The organism is Mycobacterium colombiense CECT 3035 (genome assembly GCF_002105755.1).
Lineage (GTDB): Bacteria > Actinomycetota > Actinomycetes > Mycobacteriales > Mycobacteriaceae > Mycobacterium > Mycobacterium colombiense.
Window position 1 is genome coordinate 4,979,238 of sequence record NZ_CP020821.1, and the last position, 17,189, is coordinate 4,996,426.

At 69.0% G+C, this 17,189-nt stretch carries 18 protein-coding genes; 14 read left to right on the forward strand and 4 right to left on the reverse strand.

The window, feature by feature from the left end; all coding sequences use genetic code 11:
• Positions 1-36: 36 nt before the first annotated feature.
• From secY to B9D87_RS23555, 8 genes are all read left to right on the forward strand, one after another.
• The gene (gene secY, locus B9D87_RS23520; RefSeq protein WP_007773527.1) at positions 37-1,362 is read left to right on the forward strand and encodes a preprotein translocase subunit SecY; all 1,326 of its coding nucleotides are present in this window, start codon (positions 37-39) and stop codon (positions 1,360-1,362) included.
• On the forward strand, positions 1,359-1,904 hold the full coding sequence (locus B9D87_RS23525) for an adenylate kinase (protein ID WP_007773526.1): 546 nt from the start codon (positions 1,359-1,361) through the stop codon (positions 1,902-1,904). The genes secY and B9D87_RS23525 overlap by 4 nt, the downstream gene beginning before the upstream one ends.
• A gap of 2 nt (positions 1,905-1,906) precedes the next feature.
• On the forward strand, positions 1,907-2,710 hold the full coding sequence (gene map / locus B9D87_RS23530) for a type I methionyl aminopeptidase (protein ID WP_007773525.1): 804 nt from the start codon (positions 1,907-1,909) through the stop codon (positions 2,708-2,710).
• Positions 2,711-2,823: 113 nt separating this feature from the next.
• Positions 2,824-3,315, forward strand: a complete 492-nt coding sequence (locus B9D87_RS23535) for a sigma-70 family RNA polymerase sigma factor (RefSeq protein WP_007773520.1) — start codon at positions 2,824-2,826, stop codon at positions 3,313-3,315.
• A 30-nt stretch (positions 3,316-3,345) separates the two neighbouring features.
• Positions 3,346-4,062, forward strand: a complete 717-nt coding sequence (locus tag B9D87_RS23540; protein ID WP_040630986.1) for an anti-sigma factor family protein — start codon at positions 3,346-3,348, stop codon at positions 4,060-4,062.
• Between the two features lie 14 nt (positions 4,063-4,076).
• A complete protein-coding gene (locus B9D87_RS23545; protein ID WP_007773518.1) occupies positions 4,077-5,288 on the forward strand; it encodes an FAD-dependent oxidoreductase in 1,212 nt (403 codons plus the stop codon).
• Positions 5,285-5,878: a DUF4389 domain-containing protein gene (locus B9D87_RS23550; RefSeq protein ID WP_007773517.1), complete on the forward strand. Its 594-nt coding sequence runs from the start codon at positions 5,285-5,287 to the stop codon at positions 5,876-5,878. Before B9D87_RS23545 ends, B9D87_RS23550 begins: the two co-directional genes overlap by 4 nt.
• A complete protein-coding gene (locus B9D87_RS23555) occupies positions 5,875-6,501 on the forward strand; it encodes a class I SAM-dependent methyltransferase (RefSeq protein ID WP_007773516.1) in 627 nt (208 codons plus the stop codon). The genes B9D87_RS23550 and B9D87_RS23555 overlap by 4 nt, the downstream gene beginning before the upstream one ends.
• On the opposite strand, the gene B9D87_RS23560 is transcribed toward B9D87_RS23555, so the two are convergent.
• Positions 6,488-8,995 (reverse strand): FtsX-like permease family protein, encoded by a 2,508-nt coding sequence (locus B9D87_RS23560; RefSeq protein WP_007773514.1) that lies wholly within the window; start codon positions 8,993-8,995, stop codon positions 6,488-6,490. The two genes, B9D87_RS23555 and B9D87_RS23560, sit on opposite strands and share 14 nt — an antisense overlap.
• A complete protein-coding gene (locus B9D87_RS23565) occupies positions 8,992-9,687 on the reverse strand; it encodes an ABC transporter ATP-binding protein (protein ID WP_007773512.1) in 696 nt (231 codons plus the stop codon). Before B9D87_RS23565 ends, B9D87_RS23560 begins: the two co-directional genes overlap by 4 nt.
• Positions 9,688-9,765: 78 nt before the next feature.
• On the opposite strand from B9D87_RS23565, the gene B9D87_RS23570 reads away from it, so the two are divergent.
• From B9D87_RS23570 to B9D87_RS23590, 5 genes are read left to right on the forward strand one after another with little or no spacing between them, the layout of a single operon-like run.
• Positions 9,766-11,508 carry a thiamine pyrophosphate-binding protein gene (locus B9D87_RS23570; RefSeq protein ID WP_085977844.1) on the forward strand — a complete coding sequence of 581 codons (1,743 nt, stop codon included), beginning with the start codon at positions 9,766-9,768 and terminating at the stop codon, positions 11,506-11,508.
• Positions 11,489-12,136: a hypothetical protein gene (locus B9D87_RS23575; protein ID WP_007773510.1), complete on the forward strand. Its 648-nt coding sequence runs from the start codon at positions 11,489-11,491 to the stop codon at positions 12,134-12,136. The genes B9D87_RS23570 and B9D87_RS23575 overlap by 20 nt, the downstream gene beginning before the upstream one ends.
• Before the next feature lie 7 nt (positions 12,137-12,143).
• Entirely contained in the window at positions 12,144-13,163 is a 1,020-nt protein-coding gene (locus tag B9D87_RS23580; RefSeq protein ID WP_007773509.1) for a 3-oxoacyl-ACP synthase III family protein, read from the forward strand.
• Positions 13,163-14,224 carry a pyridoxal phosphate-dependent aminotransferase gene (locus tag B9D87_RS23585; protein ID WP_040630980.1) on the forward strand — a complete coding sequence of 354 codons (1,062 nt, stop codon included), beginning with the start codon at positions 13,163-13,165 and terminating at the stop codon, positions 14,222-14,224. The genes B9D87_RS23580 and B9D87_RS23585 overlap by 1 nt, the downstream gene beginning before the upstream one ends.
• Before the next feature lie 9 nt (positions 14,225-14,233).
• On the forward strand, positions 14,234-14,740 hold the full coding sequence (locus B9D87_RS23590; RefSeq protein WP_007773505.1) for a MarR family transcriptional regulator: 507 nt from the start codon (positions 14,234-14,236) through the stop codon (positions 14,738-14,740).
• Here the strand turns inward: B9D87_RS23590 and B9D87_RS23595 are convergent.
• A complete protein-coding gene (locus B9D87_RS23595; RefSeq protein ID WP_007773503.1) occupies positions 14,737-15,585 on the reverse strand; it encodes an alpha/beta fold hydrolase in 849 nt (282 codons plus the stop codon). The genes B9D87_RS23590 and B9D87_RS23595 overlap by 4 nt on opposite strands.
• On the opposite strand from B9D87_RS23595, the gene B9D87_RS23600 reads away from it, so the two are divergent.
• Positions 15,580-16,272: a TetR/AcrR family transcriptional regulator gene (locus tag B9D87_RS23600; protein WP_080598608.1), complete on the forward strand. Its 693-nt coding sequence runs from the start codon at positions 15,580-15,582 to the stop codon at positions 16,270-16,272. The genes B9D87_RS23595 and B9D87_RS23600 overlap by 6 nt on opposite strands.
• On the opposite strand, the gene mmsB is transcribed toward B9D87_RS23600, so the two are convergent.
• Entirely contained in the window at positions 16,269-17,153 is an 885-nt protein-coding gene (mmsB, locus tag B9D87_RS23605; RefSeq protein WP_007773500.1) for a 3-hydroxyisobutyrate dehydrogenase, read from the reverse strand. The two genes, B9D87_RS23600 and mmsB, sit on opposite strands and share 4 nt — an antisense overlap.
• Positions 17,154-17,189 lie beyond the last annotated feature (36 nt).

Below are 17,189 nucleotides of genomic sequence, written 5' to 3' on the forward strand. Positions count from 1 at the left end.
TGATGCAGGAAACCCCCGGCTGCGCAGGAGGAAGAGTTGCTTTCCGCTTTCATCTCATCGCTGCGGACAGTCGACCTGAGACGGAAGATCCTCTTCACGCTTGGCATCGTCGTCTTGTACCGGGTCGGCGCCGCGCTACCGTCGCCTGGCGTCAACTACCCGAACGTCCAGCAGTGCATCAAAGAGGCCAGCGGCGGCGCGGCCGGACAGATCTACTCGCTGATCAACCTGTTCTCGGGTGGTGCGCTGCTCAAGCTCACCGTGTTCGCGGTGGGGGTGATGCCGTACATCACCGCGAGCATCATCGTGCAGCTGCTCACGGTGGTCATCCCGCGGTTCGAGGAACTGCGTAAGGAAGGCCAGTCCGGCCAGGCCAAGATGACGCAGTACACGCGTTATCTGGCCATCGCCCTGGCCATCCTGCAGGCCACCAGCATCGTGGCCCTGGCGGCCAACGGCGGGCTGCTGCAGGGCTGCTCGCTGGACATCATCGCCGACCAGAGCATCTTCACGCTGGTCGTCATCGTGCTGGTGATGACCAGCGGCGCCGCGCTGGTGATGTGGATGGGTGAGCTGATCACCGAGCGCGGCATCGGCAACGGCATGTCCCTGCTGATCTTCGTCGGCATCGCGGCGCGCATCCCCGCCGAGGGCAAGACGATCCTGGACAGCCGCGGCGGGATGATCTTCGCCGCGGTCCTGATCGCCGCGCTGGTCATCATCGTCGGCGTGGTCTTCGTCGAGCAGGGCCAGCGCCGGATCCCGGTCCAGTACGCCAAGCGCATGGTCGGGCGCCGCATGTACGGCGGAACCTCGACGTACCTGCCGCTGAAGGTCAACCAGGCCGGCGTTATCCCGGTGATCTTCGCGTCCTCGCTGATCTACATCCCGCACCTGATCACCCAGCTGATCCGCAGCGGCGCCGGCGGGGTGGGCAACAGCTGGTGGGACAAGTTCGTCGGCACCTACCTGTCCGACCCGAGCGACCCCGTCTACATCGCCATCTACTTCGGCCTCATCATCTTCTTCACGTACTTCTACGTCTCGATCACGTTCAATCCCGACGAGCGTGCCGACGAGATGAAGAAGTTCGGCGGCTTCATTCCCGGCATCCGGCCGGGCAAGCCGACCGCGGACTACCTGCGTTTCGTGCTGAGCCGGATCACCCTGCCGGGTTCGATCTACCTCGGCGCAATCTCGGTGCTGCCCAACTTGTTCTTGCAGATCGGCAACAGCGGAGCGGTTCAGAATCTGCCGTTCGGCGGTACCGCGGTGTTGATCATGATCGGCGTGGGCTTGGATACGGTCAAGCAGATCGAGAGTCAGCTCATGCAGCGCAACTATGAAGGGTTCCTCAAGTGAGAGTCGTTTTGCTGGGACCGCCGGGGGCGGGCAAGGGAACGCAGGCCCAGAAGCTCTCGGAAAAGCTGGGGATCCCGCAAATCTCCACCGGTGAGCTGTTCCGTAGCAACATCGAGAACGGGACCAAGCTCGGCCTGGAGGCCAAGCGCTACCTGGACGCCGGCGACCTGGTGCCCTCGGAGCTGACCAACCAGCTCGTCGACGACCGGCTGAACGACCCCGACGCCGCCAACGGCTTCATCCTGGACGGCTACCCGCGCTCGATCGAGCAGGCCAAGGCGCTGCACGAGATGCTGGGACGCCGGGGCACCGACATCGACGCGGTGCTGGAATTCCGGGTCTCCGAGGACGAGTTGCTGCAGCGCCTCAAGGGCCGCGGCCGCGCCGACGACACCGAAGAGGTCATCCTGAACCGGATGAAGGTCTACCGCGACGAGACTGCGCCCCTGCTGGACTACTACAGCCACGAGCTCAAGACGGTTGACGCCATCGGCACCCTGGACGAAGTCTTCGCCCGCGCGCTGCGGGCGCTGGGCAAGTAGGGATGAACCCGCTGGCGCGGCTGCGGAGCCGCAAGGTGGTGCCGCAGCGCAGTGCCGGCGAACTCGACGCCATGGCCGCGGCGGGCGCGGTGGTCGCGGCCGCATTGCGGGCGGTCCGCGCGGCCGCGGTGTCGGGGGTGTCGACGCTGAGCCTGGACGAAATCGCCGAATCGGTGATCCGCGACGCCGGCGCGGTGCCGTCGTTCCTGGGCTACCACGGTTACCCGGCGTCGATCTGCGCGTCGGTCAACGAGCGGGTGGTGCACGGGATCCCGTCGGCCGCCGAGATTCTGGCGCCCGGTGACCTGGTGTCGATCGACTGCGGCGCGGTGCTGGACGGCTGGCACGGCGACGCCGCGGTCACGTTCGGGATCGGGACGCTGGACGCGGCCGACGAAGCGCTGTCGCAGGCGACCAGGGAATCGCTGGAGGCCGGGATCGCGGCGATGGTGCCGGGGAACCGGCTGACCGACGTCTCGCACGCCATCGAGATGGGCACGCGCGACGCCGCGGCCCGCTACTCGCGGGCCTTCGGGATCGTCGAGGGCTACGGCGGCCACGGCATCGGCCGGCAGATGCACATGGACCCGTTCCTGCCCAACGAGGGCTCGCCCGGGCGCGGGCCCCTGCTGGCCGCCGGGTCGGTGCTGGCCATCGAGCCCATGCTGACGCTGGGAACCGGCAAGACCGTCGTGCTCGACGACCAGTGGACGGTCACCACCACCGACGGGTCGCGCGCGGCGCACTGGGAGCACACCGTCGCGGTCACCGACGCCGGTCCGCGCATCCTGACTTTGCCCTCGTAGCAGGGCTAGCCTTGAACTAAACGCCCACTCGCCTCGTTTCAGTAGGCGGAGGTGATCGAGTGGCTCGGGTTGCTGGCACTGGAAGGGCGTCCGGCGCTGCGGAGGCCGCTCTGATGAAGGCGCTGTACGACGAACACGCCGCGGTGTTGTGGCGTTACGCGTTGCGGCTGACGGGGGACGCGAGCCAGTCCGAGGATGTGGTGCAGGAGACGTTGCTGCGGGCGTGGCAACACCCCGAGGTCGTCGGCGACACCGAGCGCTCGGCGCGGGCGTGGTTGTTCACCGTGGCCCGCAACATGATCATCGACGACCGGCGCAGCGCGCGGTTCCGCAACGTCGTCGGCTCGACCGACGTCACGGGGGCACCCGAGCAGTCCACGCCGGATGAGGTCAACGCGGCGCTGGACCGGTTGCTGATCGCGGATGCGATGGCCCAGTTGTCCGCCGAACACCGGGCGGTGATCGAACGGTCCTACTACCGCGGTTGGACCACCACACAGACTGCTGCAGACCTCGGCATCGCCGAGGGAACGGTGAAGTCGCGACTACACTATGCCGTGCGGGCGTTGCGACTCACTCTGCAGGAACTTGGGGTTACCCGATGAGGGCCTCCGATTGCTTGAGGGGTGAGAAGAATGGATGAAATGAGGACGCCGGTGGCCGATCTCGGCCCTCCCGAAGACCGCTACGCGATGTGGGATGCCGCATACGTGCTGGGCTCCTTGCCGGCCGCGCAACGCCGCGAATTCGAGACGCACATGGCGCACTGCCCGGCCTGCCGCTCGGCCGTCGCCGACCTCAGTGGCGTGCCGGCCCTGCTGTCCCAACTCGACGGTGACGAAGTGGCCGCGATCGACCAGTCCGGCCCGGCGCCGGAGATGTCTGAAAAGTTGCTGCCGTCCCTGCTGGCGACCGTTCGCTGGCGGCGGCGCCGCACCCGGGTGGTGACCTGGGTGGCGTCGACGGCAGCGGCCGCGGTGCTGGCGATCGGGGTGTTCGTCGGTCTCGAGGGGTGGTCGTCGACTCCGTCCCAGCAGGTGACTGCGTCGGAGCCGATGGCTCAGGTGGGCACCAGCCTGCTGACGTCGACGGTCGCCGTCAGCAGCCAGCACTGGGGGACGTCGATCAACCTGCGCTGCGTGTGCCTGGCCCCGTTGACCGCGCACCACGACACGCTCGCGATGGTCGTGGTGGGGCGTGACGGCAGCCAGACCCGGCTGGCGACGTGGGTGGCCGTGCCCGGCCACACCGCGACGCCCGCGGGCGCGATCTCGACGCCGATCGATCAGATCGCCGCCGTGCAGGTGGTGGCCGCCGATAGCGGCCAGGTGCTGCTGCAACGCTCGCTGTAGGGATCGGAGCCAGCGTGTCCGGCTACGCGCGTCCGCTTCGGGTGCTCGTCGTGGGCGCCGGCGTGGCCGGCATCTCCGTTGCCCGCGGATTGCTGCGCGACGGACACGACGTCACCGTGTTCGAGCGGCGTCCCGACGTGCGGGCGGCCGGCGGCGCGGTGACCATCTGGTCCAACGGCGAGACGGTCCTGAGCCAGCTGGGCGTGGACATGGACGGTGCCGGCAGGCCGCTGGCCAGCGTCCGCGCCGTGACGTCCACGGGCCGCAGGCTCGGCACCCTCGACGTGACCACGATGGCGCGGCGGCTGGGCGCGGCCGTCCGGATGGTTCCGCGCCGCGTCCTGCTGGACCGGCTGCTCGAAGGGTTCCCCGCCGACCGCATCAGGTGCGACTCCCGGGTGATTGCGTTGGCCCGCAACGGCAACGGTGTCCGGGTCGACTTCGGCGACGGCACCATCGCCGAGGGCGACGTGCTGATCGGCGCCGACGGGCTGCACTCGGTGGTGCGGGAATGTGTTGGCGCGCAAGGCGCGCGGCCCACCGGCTGGTGCAGCTGGCAGGGGCTGGCCACCGTTCCGGAGATCGCGGACTCCGATGCCGCGCTGATGATCATCGGTGCGCGGGGAAACCTCGGCCTGTGGCCGGCCGGCGGCACCGACGTGCAGTGGTGGTTCGACCTGCCGTGGTCGTACGAATTCGTCAGGCCGCAGCGTCCGATCGAGTTGATCCGCACCCACTTCTCGGGGTGGTCCGACTCGGCCGATCGGGTGCTCGCGGCGTTGACCGATGACGATCTGGCCCCCTCGCCGTTCCCGCATTTCCGGCATCCGATTCCGCCCGCCGGCGACGGCCCGGTCACGTTGCTCGGGGATGCCGCGCACACGATGCCGCCCACCCTGGCGCAGGGGACCAACCAGGCTCTGCTCGACACGATGGTGCTGTGCAAGGCGCTGGCGGAAATGCGTGGCGGGGGGAACGGCGCCGACGTTTCGCGCGCGCTGCGCTGGTACGAACGGACGCGGCGACGCAAGGTCCGGGCCGTGTCGTGGGTGGCGTCGCTGCCGGTGTCGCACGGCGAACGCGTGCTGAGGCCGGCCGCACTGATCTCGGACCGGGTGCAGGCCCGCGCGCTGACGACGTTTCTGCGCGTCACGAGCCACCGACGGATGTCGGACCAGATCAGCCGGGACCTGGGGCTAGTGGCGAAGATCCCGTCGAGCCCGTGAACGACCGGGCCGACTTCGTCACCGTACGAGGAGATTTCGACGCGCCCTCCCGCTGGCTCTGGCTGGTGAAGTGGTGCGTGCTGGCGCTGCCGCACTACCCGATCCTGATCGCGCTCTACCTGGCGTATCCGTTCTCGACCGTCGCCGCCGGCGTGGCCATCCTGTGCACCGGGCGGTATCCGAGGCCGCTCTTCGACTTCAACGTGGGGGTGCTGCGCTGGTCATGGCGGGTGATGAACTACCGGTTCCCGATGAACAGCACCGACAAATACCCGCCGTTCACCCTCGCGTCGCGGCCCGACTACCCCGGTGATCTGGCGGTCGAGTACCCGGAGCGGCTGAAAAACTGGGCGGTGCTGGTGAAGTGGTTGCTGGCGATCCCCCAGGTGCTGCTGTGCTGGTCGATGGAGGCGCTGCTGCAGGTGCTGTGTGTCATCGCCGCGCTCGCGTTGTTGTGCACCGGCACGATCCCGCGGGGCATCTTCGATCTGCTCATGGGCATGGTGCGCTGGCGGTACCGGGTGGCGGCCTACGTGTCGTTGATGCGCGACGAATACCCGCCGTTCCGAATGGATTTGGGCGGCCGATGATCATCCGGAACTTCGCGTTTCCCTACGTCTATCGATACGGGCAGCCGATTTTCGACCGGTTGTTCTACCACCGGTATCGACGGGCCGCGCTGAGCAACGCGACGGGCCGGCTGTTGATGCTCGGCCTCGGGCCCGGCACCGACCTGATGTTTCTGCCTGCCGCGGTGACGTCGGTCGCCGCCGTGGAACCCGACCCGTCCTTCCGGCGGATGGCCGCGCGGCGCGCCTTCCGCCACGGCATCGCGGTCGACATCGTCGAGGGCACGGGTGAGTCGATTCCCTTCCCGGACAACCGTTTCGACTCCGTGCACATCGGGCTGGTGTTGTGCTCGGTCGATGACGTGGCCGTCACCCTGGGCGAGATCCGGCGGGTGCTGACGCCCGGGGGCAGGCTCGTCGTCCTCGAGCACGTGCGGGGGGAAGGAGCGACGGGCCGGTGTCAGGACCTCGTCGCCAGGCCGTGGTCGTGGCTGGCCGGGGGATGCGAGCCGAACCGGCGGACCCTCGACGCGATCGCCGGGGCGGGATTCGATACCAGCGCGCTGCGCAGCATTCCCCGAACGCCGGTGCCCTTCCCGTGCAAGCCCCATCTGCAGGGCTTCGCCGTGCTCACTCGACGCTGACCGCCTCGACGATGTTGAGATGCGCCGCCCGCCGCGCCGGTGGCACCGAGCCGAGCAGGCTGATCGCCAGCGCGCCGAGCGTGAAGGCGAGCGCCAGCGGACTCAGCCGAAAGCCGACCTCGAAGTTCATCACGTCCCCGCTGATGCGGCTGAACAGCCACTGGTCCACCAGCCCCAGCGCGAGCCCCAAAACGCCACCGACGACACCGATTCCGGCCGCCTCGGCCAGGACCATCCGCAACGCGAAGCGCCGGCTGGCTCCCATTGCGCGCAGCACACCGATCTCGCGCCGGCGTTCGATCACCGACAGCGTCAGCGTGTTGAGCAGTGCGACGCCGGCTACCGCCACGACGATCACCCACACCGCGTTGGCGATGAACATGCTCTGGCGCAGCGGAGCTTCCAGCCCCGCCAGCGCCGCGGGACCGTCGTACACGTGGTTGGGCGCCGGCACCGCGTCGCGAACGGTGCTCAGCAGGCGCTGCCGGTTCACCCCGGGCGCCGCGGCGATCTGCAGTGTCGTCGCCGCGGGGCGGTCGAACCACGCCCGCAGGTCCTCGAGGTCGATCCCGACCGTGCCGATGACGGTCGAGAAGAACGGCACCAGGGCCAGCACCGTCGCGTCCCGCGGGCCGTGCGGCGTCTGCAGCCGCAGTCGGTCGCCGGCGCGGACGTGCAGAATCGCGCCCAGATTCTGCGTGAGCACCACGCCGCGGCCGGCGAGCGCCTCGGCGCGCACCCGCTCGTCGAGCGCCCGGAACAGCGCATCGTGGCTGCCGGCGGAAAACCCGTCGAGCAGGACGCGGGTACCCCCGACGACGGCGAACCCGAACGCGCCCTCGGTCACTCGTGCCACGCCGGGCAGGGCGCGGACCTTCTCGGAAAGGCCTTGTGGCAGAACGTCGGTCGGGTAACTGTCGGGAGCGTCCGCGCTCACCCAGACGTCGGCGTCGGCGACCGGCGACAGGATGTCGCGCGCCGATCGGATCATGTCGGCGTTCGTACCGGTGATCACGACGGTGGTGAGCACCCCGATGAGCACGGTCATCACCGTCGCCCACACCCGTCGCGGCGCACGCCGGATCGTGGCCGCCGCGAGCCCCCCGAACGATCCGAACACACGCGCCGTCGCCGCCGCGGCCTCGACGATGGGCACGGTGCACGCGAACCCCAGGGCGATCTCGGCGCCCAGCAGGGCGGCCATCGCGACCACCGCGTAGCTGCCGCGCTGCCCGGTCACGATCGACGCCGACGCCGCCAACACCGCGACCGCACCGACCCCGCAGGCGATGCGCAGCCAGCGGGGCACCGCGTCGGCCGCCGAGGCCCCCACCGGGGCCAGCGCCTCGACCGGTGACACCTTGTAGACCTGCCGTGCCGCCATCGCCGACGCCGCCACGCTGGTGAGCGCCGTCACCGCCAGCGCCAGCGGTACGGCGTAACCGGGCAGCCAATACTGCACGCGGGCTTCCAGCCCCTGCGTCACCGCCGGCGGCAACCGGCCAATCGCGATGTGCCCGGCCACAATTCCCACGCCGGACCCGATGGCCCCGCCGATCAGCCCGAGGATCGCGGCCTCGGCGAGCATGTCGCCGACGATGGTGACGCGCCGGCCACCGATCGCGCGCAGCATCGAGACGACCGGCCGCCGCTGGGTGATCGCCATCGTCATCGTGGTGTAGATCAAAAACGCGCCGACCACCAACGCGACCGCGGCGCCCAGCAGGGCCATGTAGTTCATCAGCCGCACACCGTCGCCGGCCCGGGCGGCGCGGAAGCTGGGGGCCGCGACGATCGCCCGGCCGTGCACCGCGCCGCTGACCGCCGCGCGCACCGCGCCGAGGTCGGCGCCGGGCTTCGTGGCGATCAGGATCGAGTCGAGTTGGCCCGCGCGACCGGTGGCGTTCTGCGCCAACGCAAGTGGCGCCAGCACGTAGTGCCCGCCGTTGAGGTCCGCGTACTGTTTACCCGCGAGCACGTCGGTGACCGTGACCGATGCCGAACCCAGTTGGAATGCCTGGCCTTTGGCGTAGCCGACGCGCGGTCCGACCTGAACTCCGGAGGGAACGGCCTGCCCGGGCTGGACGCCCCCCTGGTGCAGCGCCTCCTTGAGGGCACCGCCGAGCGCGGCGGTGCTAGCATCCGCGCCCAGCAGCAGCACCGGCCCCGACGGCGTGGACGCCGACGTCCGGATCATCGGCGCCGCGGTGGCGACGCCCGGGACCGCGGCCACCTCGGCCAGGATCGAGTCGGGAAATCCGGCGTCGGTGATGCCGGACACCTCGAGCGCGGCGACGCCAGCGATCCCGTCGGCCAGCCGGCTGACCGACCCGGTGATCGACCCGAAGATTCCGAACACCGCAACCAAATACGTTGCCGAGACGGCCATTACCGCGATCGACGCGAACGTGCGGCGGCGATGCGTGGCGAGCTCACGCAGGCTGAACACCCGCAGCCTGCTCGCCGTGGCGGTGATCGCCGGCCCGGGTTTCACCCGGCGACCGCCATGACGTCCGAACCGACCCGGCCGTCCTGCAGCGTGATCACCCGGTCGGTGGCCGCGGCCGCGTCGGAGTTGTGAGTCACCATCACCACCAGCCGGCCCCGACCGTCCTCGTGCGCTACCTCGGCAAGCAGCGCCAAAACGGATGCTCCGGTGGTGGAATCGAGGTTGCCGGTGGGCTCGTCGGCCAGGATCAGCGGCGGGTTCATCATCAGGGCGCGCGCCACCGCGACCCGCTGCATCTGGCCGCCGGACAGTTCCGCGGGCCGATGCTGGCTCCGGTTGCCGAGCCCGACCCGATCCAGCAGCGCGAGCGCGTCCGGTTTGGCCCTGCCCAGCCGGACACCGTCGAGCAATTTCGGGATCGCCACGTTCTCCCACGCCGACAGCGTCGGCAACAGATTGAAGAACTGAAAGATGAAACCCACCCGCTGATGACGGAACCGCGACAGTTCAGCGTCGCTCAGCCGGCCGATCTCTTCGCCGTCGAACGCTATCGACCCTGAATCGGGGGAATCCAGGGCGCCGAGCAGGTGCAGCAGCGTGCTCTTGCCCGCCCCGGAGGGCCCGACGACCGACACGAACTGCCCGTCACCCAGCCCCAGGCTGACCTCGTCGAGCGCCCGCACCGATTGACCGCCGACCGTGTACTCGCGCACCACGTCGCGCAGTTCGATGGTCATCTAGGCACCACGAGGACGAGCGGTGAACGGTTCACACCCGCGATGAACCGACCGGGCCGCTCCCTCGTTTCTTCAGGCATGCCCGGCAGGTACCGGGTGGTCGACCATATCGTCGGACACCTAGCGGCAATCGGAGTCGATCACGTCTTCGGAGTGGACGGCGCCAACATCGAGGACGTTTACGACGCCGCGCACTTTCACCCCGACATCAACGCGGTGCTGGCCAAGCACGAGTTCTCCGCGGCCACCATGGCCGACGGGTACAGCCGCAGCGGGGCCGGCCTGGGTGTGGTCGCCGCGACCTCGGGCGGTGGATCGCTGAACCTCGTCGCCGGTCTGGGCGAGTCGCTTGCGAGCCGGGTGCCGGTGCTGGCGCTGGTCGGCCAGCCCGCCAGCGCGATGGACGGCCAGGGCAGCTTCCAGGACACCAGCGGCGCGAACGGATCGCTGAACGCCGAGGCGCTGTTCTCGGCGGTATCGGTGTTCTGCGAGCGGCTGCGCAGGCCGGCGGACATCGTGTCGGTGCTGCCCCGGGCCGTCGCCGCGGCGCACACCGGCGGCCCGGCGGTGTTGTTGCTGCCCAAGGACATTCAGCAGGCGATTCTGGAATGCGGCCAGAACGGGAGGCCGGTCGAGGGCCTGCGTCCCATCGGCAACCCGGACGCGATCGCCGAAATGCTGCGCGACGCCAGCGGCCCGGTGACCATCATCGTCGGCGAGCAGGTCGCCCGCGACGACGCCCGCGTCGAGCTCGAAGCCCTGCGCGCGGTGTTGCGGGCGCGGGTGGCCACCGTGCCCGACGCCAAAGACGTCGCGGGCACTCCCGGCCTCGGATCGTCGTCCGCGCTCGGGGTGACCGGCGTCATGGGTCACCCGGGTGTGGCTGAAGCGGTGGCCGGCAGCGCCGTGTGCCTGGTCGTGGGCACGCGCCTGTCGGTCACCGCGCGCGCCGGGCTGGACGACGCGCTGGCGGCGGTGCCGACGATCTCGCTCGGGTCGGCGCCGCCGTATGTTCCATGCCCGCACGTGCACGCCGACGACCTGCGCGGCTCGCTGCGCCTGCTGACCCAGGCACTGTGCGGTCCGGCGCGGCCCACCAAGGTGCGGGTGCCGGGTACGCTGCCGCCCACCGAGATGACGCCGCCGCCCTGCGCAGGCCCGGGCCTGCGGTACCGCGACGCGATGGCGGTGCTGGACGGTGTCCTGCCCGACGGCGCCGACATCGTGGTGGACGCCGGCAACACCGGCGCCGCGGCGATCCACTATCTCCCGGCGCGCCGCGGCGGCAGGTTCGTCGTGGCGCTCGGTATGGGCGGCATGGGCTACAGCTTCGGCGCCGGGATCGGAATGTCGTTCGGGCGCGCCAACAGTGGCCGGCCCGGCGGCCGCACCGTGGTGATCGCCGGCGACGGCGCGTTCTTCATGCACGGCATGGAGGTGCACACCGCGCTGCAATACCGGCTACCGATGACGTTCGTACTGTTCAACAACAACGCGCACGCCATGTGTGTCACCCGCGAGCAGCTGTTCTACGACGACATCTACAGCTACAACCGTTTTCGTCCCAGCCGGCTCGGCGCCGGTTTGGCGGCGATGTTCCCGAGCCTGACGTCGGTGGACGTCAGCGACGCCGACGGGCTCGGCGCGGCGATGAACGCCGCCCTGGGCATCGACGGGCCGGCGGTGATCAGCGTCGAGTGCGCCGCCGACGAGATCCCGCCGTTCGCCCCCTTTCTCGCCGCATTGGCATCGAAAGGCGGCGCCGTGAACCAAGTTTCATTCGACAAGGAGATTCAGAACAATGTCGCTGCCAGCGCTTGAGGACATCGGAGACCTCATCGACGGGGTCACCCGCATCGAAACCAGCCCCAGGGAGAAGGCCACGCCGATCATCATGGACATGATGCGCTCGGTGTACCCGCACGATCAGGTCTTCGGACAGTACTGCACCGTCAACGATTACGTCGACTGTCCGCCCGACGACTTGTTCGAGTACATGGCCGACACCCGCAGCCTGGAGGAGTGGACCTACAGCCTGCGCGGCTTCACCCCCACGGATGAACCCGGGTTGTGGCTGGCCCACGACCGACTCGGCTCCGAAACCGAGATCTACACCCGCACCGTCGCCAACGCGCAGGCGCGGACGGTGGATTACCACTGCGCCTGGGATCAGGGCAAGCACCTGTGGATGATCTACCTGATGCGCGTCATCGACGCCCAGACCGTCCTCGACAGGCCGGGTTCGGTTGTGCTGTGGACGAATTGCCACCACCCGTTCTATGACCACAACCCGTATCCGGAGACCGCGCCCGCCCAGCGACCGGTATGGGTCGGCGACTTCTGGGACATGTTCGGCGCCGGCCACCTGCTGGAGATGCGCAACCTGAAGGCGATCGCCGAGTACCGGCACCGCAACGGGCTCCCGGTGACGCCGGCATGGATGAGGTGAGCGCGCCATGGATAACCCGCGCGTCAGCCTGATCGACGTCGCCACGTATCTGCCCGGTGAGCCGATCCCCGCCGACTACTACGCGCAATTCGCCGAGTCGGATGACCTGCGTGACAACGTGATGTTTCGCGCACCGAAGTTTCGCCATCACGTCGCGGCGGACGAGAGTTCCATCGACATGATCGAACGCGCGGCCCAGGGGCTGATCGAGCGGCACGGCCATGACGTGGTCGAGGGCGCCGACGTGCTGATCACCCACACTCAGGTGCCCGACATGGCGTTCTACGGCCAAGGTGGTGGCATCGCACATCGGCTGGGCATGCGGCCGTCCTGGGTGCTCGACCTGAACAACGGCGGTTGCGCCGCATTCGTGTTGGCGCTCAACGTGGCCCGTAAACTACTGGCGGCCGGTGAGGGACGCACCGCGATCATCGCCATCGCCCAGAATGCGGCCGGCCAGTTCTTCGATCAACCGACGATCCGCCGCAAGGCGCAGTCGGCGGTGCCCGGCGACGGGGCCGCGGTGGGCCTGGTGGCGGTGGGCGACCAGTCATCCATCCTCGATGTCGAGTGCCGCACCTACGGCGAGTACGCCGGGGAGATGACGCTTTCCTACGACCCGCCGCGCAAGTGGTGGCAGGCCGGTGCCGGCGAGGGCAGCATCGGGTTCACCGAAAGCAAGATCACCAAGGTGCTGGCCCGCGGCAACCGGCAGGTTCCCGAGGTGGCGCTGGCGGTGTGCGACCGAATCGGGCTGGCCGCCAAGGACATCGACCTGTTGGTCACCAACCAGCCGAACCGGGCCTTTCTGCGCAATTGGCGAGACGCGCTGGAGCTGCCGAAGTCGAGGCACCTCGACACTTTCGATGAGTGCGGCAACCTGTTCGGCGCCGGGATCCCGATCAACCTGGACCGCGCGATATCCGACGGCCGTCTCGGGGCCGGGCAGGTGGTCATGATGGCGGCCTTCGCGCACGCCGGTGACTTCGCGGGCGCCGCCGCGGTGCGCTGGGGTGGGCGGGGCTGATGCAACCCGCCCCGGGGCTGATGGCCGGCGATATCTGCGCCGCGTTGCCCGACGCGGTGGATCCATTCGCCTTGTCGCTCAACGAGAATCCCTTTCCTCCGCTGCCGGCGGTGCGTTCGGCGTTGGTCCGGTCGGTGTGCGCGGCGAATCGGTATCCGGAGTTCCTGCCGGAGCGGTTGCGCCATGTGATCGCGGCGCACATCGGCATGCCCGCCGAACGGGTGGTGCTGGGCGCCGGGGCGACCGGGGTGGTGCTGCAAGCGCTGCAGGCGCTGACCGCGCCGGGGGACACGATGGCGATGGCCTCGCCGACGTTCGACGGGTATCCGATCGTGGCGCAGATGGCGCGGCTGAATCCGTCGCTCGTTCCGCTGGACGAACGCGGCCACAACGACCTCGACGCGCTGGCCGATGCGGCCGCGCAGGCGCGCGTGGTGGTGCTGTGCCGGCCGCACAACCCGACCGGCACGCTGGAGCCCACCAGGGCCGTCGTCCGGTTTCTTCGCCGGGTGCCGCGCGACACCGTCGTGCTGCTCGACGAGGCCTATATCGAGTTCGCCGCAGCCGAGCACCGTTTCGACGTGGCGGCATTGGTCGCGCGATTTCCCAATGTGGTGGTGGTGCGGACCTTTTCCAAAGCCTATGGCCTGGCGGGGCTGCGGATCGGGTACGGGGTGGCCTCCCGCGAGCTGGCCGCGCTGCTGTGGTCCCAGCAGCTGCCGTTCGGCATCGCCATCACCAGTCTGCTTGCCGTCGCGGCGTCCTACTACGCGGAAGACGAACTGCTGCGCCGGATCCGGCTGATCACCGCCGAACGCCGCTATCTCCGGATGCGCCTGAGCGCGATGGGGATCTACACGACCGATGCCCACGCAAATTTCACGTATCTGCCTTCGCGGGGTGGGCAGTGCCGGCCGTGGCGTGAGGTTTTCGGCGACAGCGGGCCGCGGGTGCGGTACTACGCGGACGGCGGCGCGCGGATCACCGTGGGCGGCCGCGCGTCGACGACGGCCGTGCTGTCGGCGTTGGGAAAGGACCCGCTCGGGCGCCAGGTGCGGTAAGAAAGGGGCGTGGCGCAAGCACAACCGGAGAAGCGTGATCCGATCGCGGCGGCGCGCGCCAATTGGGAGCGCGCGGGGTGGGGTGACGTCGCACCGGGCATGGTGGCGGTGACCTCGGTGATGCGCGCGCACCAGATACTGCTGGCACGCGTCGAGACGGCGTTGCGCCCCTACGACCTGAGCTTCTCGCGATACGAATTGTTGCGCCTGCTGGCCTTCAGCCGGACCGGTGCGCTGCCGATCACCAAGGCCTCCGACCGATTGCAGGTCCACGTCACCAGCGTGACCCACGCGATCCGCCGGCTGGAGGCCGACGGGCTGGTGCAGCGGGTGCCGCATCCCACCGACGGGCGCACCACGCTGGTGCAGATCACCGAGCTGGGCCGCTCCACGGTCGAGGACGCCACCGTCACGCTCAACAAGCAGGTGTTCGCCGACATCGGCATGGACGCCGCCGAGTCCGCGGCGCTGGTGTCGTCCATCGAAACGTTGCGCCGCAACGCGGGCGACTTCTAATCGCGCACCGCGGCGGCGACGGAGGGCGCGGCCTCGGATTGGGGATAGTGACCGACACCGGGAAGCTCGGTCACCGTCGCGTGCGGCAGGACCTTGACGGCCTGTTCGAGGACATGGCGGCCCGACACCGGGTCGTCAAGCCCCCACACGAGGTGCAGAGGGCCGTCCCAGTGGGCGAGGGCCGCTTCCCACCGACGGTGATGGATGGCCCGCTCGGCGTTGTATTTGATCAGCAAGTGCGCGAGCTTGTGACCGTTGTCTCGCGACATGCCCAGCCACAAGTCCTCGAATTCGGTGTCGGTGAACCGCGATCCGCGAACGCCTTCGAGTCCGGATCGCGCCCTCGCGGCGTCGACACGGCCGGCCAGCAATTTTCCGACGACCGGTAGCAGCAATAATTTCTGCAGCCGTGTCGGGCGGTACGCGCTGTAGACGATTCCTGAGTTCAAGACGACGAGCCTGTCGATGGTGAAACCGAGCCGTCCCCGATTGGCCCGGTCGGCGAGTTCCTGGCCCACGATTCCGCCGTAGTCGTGGACCACCAAGCTGACCGGATCCACGCGCAGGTGCGCCGCGAGATCTTCCACGGTGTCGGCGGATTCGGCAACGGAGTACTCGTACGGGTTGGGCTTGTCCGACGCGCCGTAGCCCAGAAAATCCATCGTGATGACGTGGTGGTCCCGAGCGAGGTCGCCGGCCAGGGCGGCGTAGTCGTAGGACCAGGTGGGGAAACCGTGCAGCAGCAGCACCGTCGGGCCGGTTCCGCGCCGCCGAAACGCGATGCGGTGACCCCGCCGAATCGTCAGGGTTTCGTTCTCGTCGATCCACTGCGCGGCTGAATGCACAGGCAAATCTGGATACATTCATGTATCGTAATGCAGGTCTGTACGACCTGCAATCGGGAGGCGCTGGTGGCTCGCTTGACCCGGGCTGAGCAACGCGAACAAACCCGGCAGCGTCTCGTCGAGGCCGCAGGCAGGGTGTTCTGCCGGGTGGGGTTCGAAGCGGCGCCAATCGACGTCATCGCAGAGGAGGCCGGGTTCTCCCGGGGCGCCTTCTACTCGAACTTCGAGTCGAAGGACGACCTGTTCCTCGAGCTGATCCGCCATCACCTCGACGCGGAGGTCGACACGCTGGGCCGCGCGCTCGATCGCATCAAGTCCGCCGCCGACCTCGCGCCGGCGATCGAACGCCGCTACCGCGTCCTCGGCGAGGACAGCAGCTGGTGCCTCCTGACCACCGAGTTTCAGCTCTACACGATGCGCGGGGGTGCCAAGGCGAACGAATTCGGCGAGATCTACGAGTCTTACCGGCGCCGTCTGGGCGATCTCATCGGCGCCCACTTCGAGCGCCTCGGCATCGAATCGAGTTTGACCCCATATGAATTCGGCGTGGCCCAGATTGCGCTGTCACACGGACTGGCGCTACAACGGGCGGCCGACGGCTCGCTGAAGGCGAATCTCACCGCGCGCGCACTTGCCACATTCGTCCGCGGCGCGCTCGCCGAAAACCGCCGAGGGAAAGGCCGTTAGCTGCTGCGCAGCATCTCGATGACGGCGCTGAAGTCCTTGTCCGCATGCTCGGCGGCGAATGCCGCGTAGATCTCGGCGGCGTGTGTGCCCAGCGGCGCCGCGGCACCACTGGAGGACACCGCATCCATCGCCAGGCCGAGGTCCTTGTTCATCAGCGCGGTGGCAAACCCCGGTTTGAAGTCGTTGTTCGCCGGGGAGGTCGGGACCGGGCCCGGCACAGGGCAATTGGTGTGCACCGCCCAGCAGTTGCCGGTGGCGCCGGTGATGACGTCGAACAGGGACTGGGCGGACAATCCGAGCTTCTCGGCCAGGATGAACGCCTCGCCGATCGCGATCTGCTGCACCGCAAGCACCATGTTGTTGCACACCTTGGCGGCCTGCCCGGCCCCGGCCGCGCCGCAGTGAATGATCTTGCCCGCCATGGGTTCCAGCACCGGCCGCGCTCGCCGCACGGCGTCCTCGTCGCCACCCACCATGAACGCAAGCGTCCCGGCGACGGCGCCCTTCACCCCGCCCGAGACGGGGGCGTCCAGCTGCGCGACGCCGCTCGACTCGGCCAGCGCGTGCACCTCGCGGGCATCGTTGACCGAGATGGTGGAGCTGTCGATGAACAGGGCGCCGGGCCGCGCGGCGGGCAGGATCTCCGCGTAGCAGCGCTTGACCAGTTCCCCGTTGGGCAGCATGGTGATCACCACGTCCGACCCGGCCACCGCGGCGGTGGCGCTGTCGAATCCGGTGACGCCGGCCTCGGCCGCGGCGGACAGCGCCGCGGACACGGGATCGAATCCGCGCACCGCATGTTTGGCCGCAACAAGATTGGTCGCCATGGGCCCACCCATGTGGCCCAGGCCCAGGAAGGCCACCGTCAGGTGCTCGGTCATCTGGAGCCCTTTCTATGCGGTTGTTTACGCGGTTGT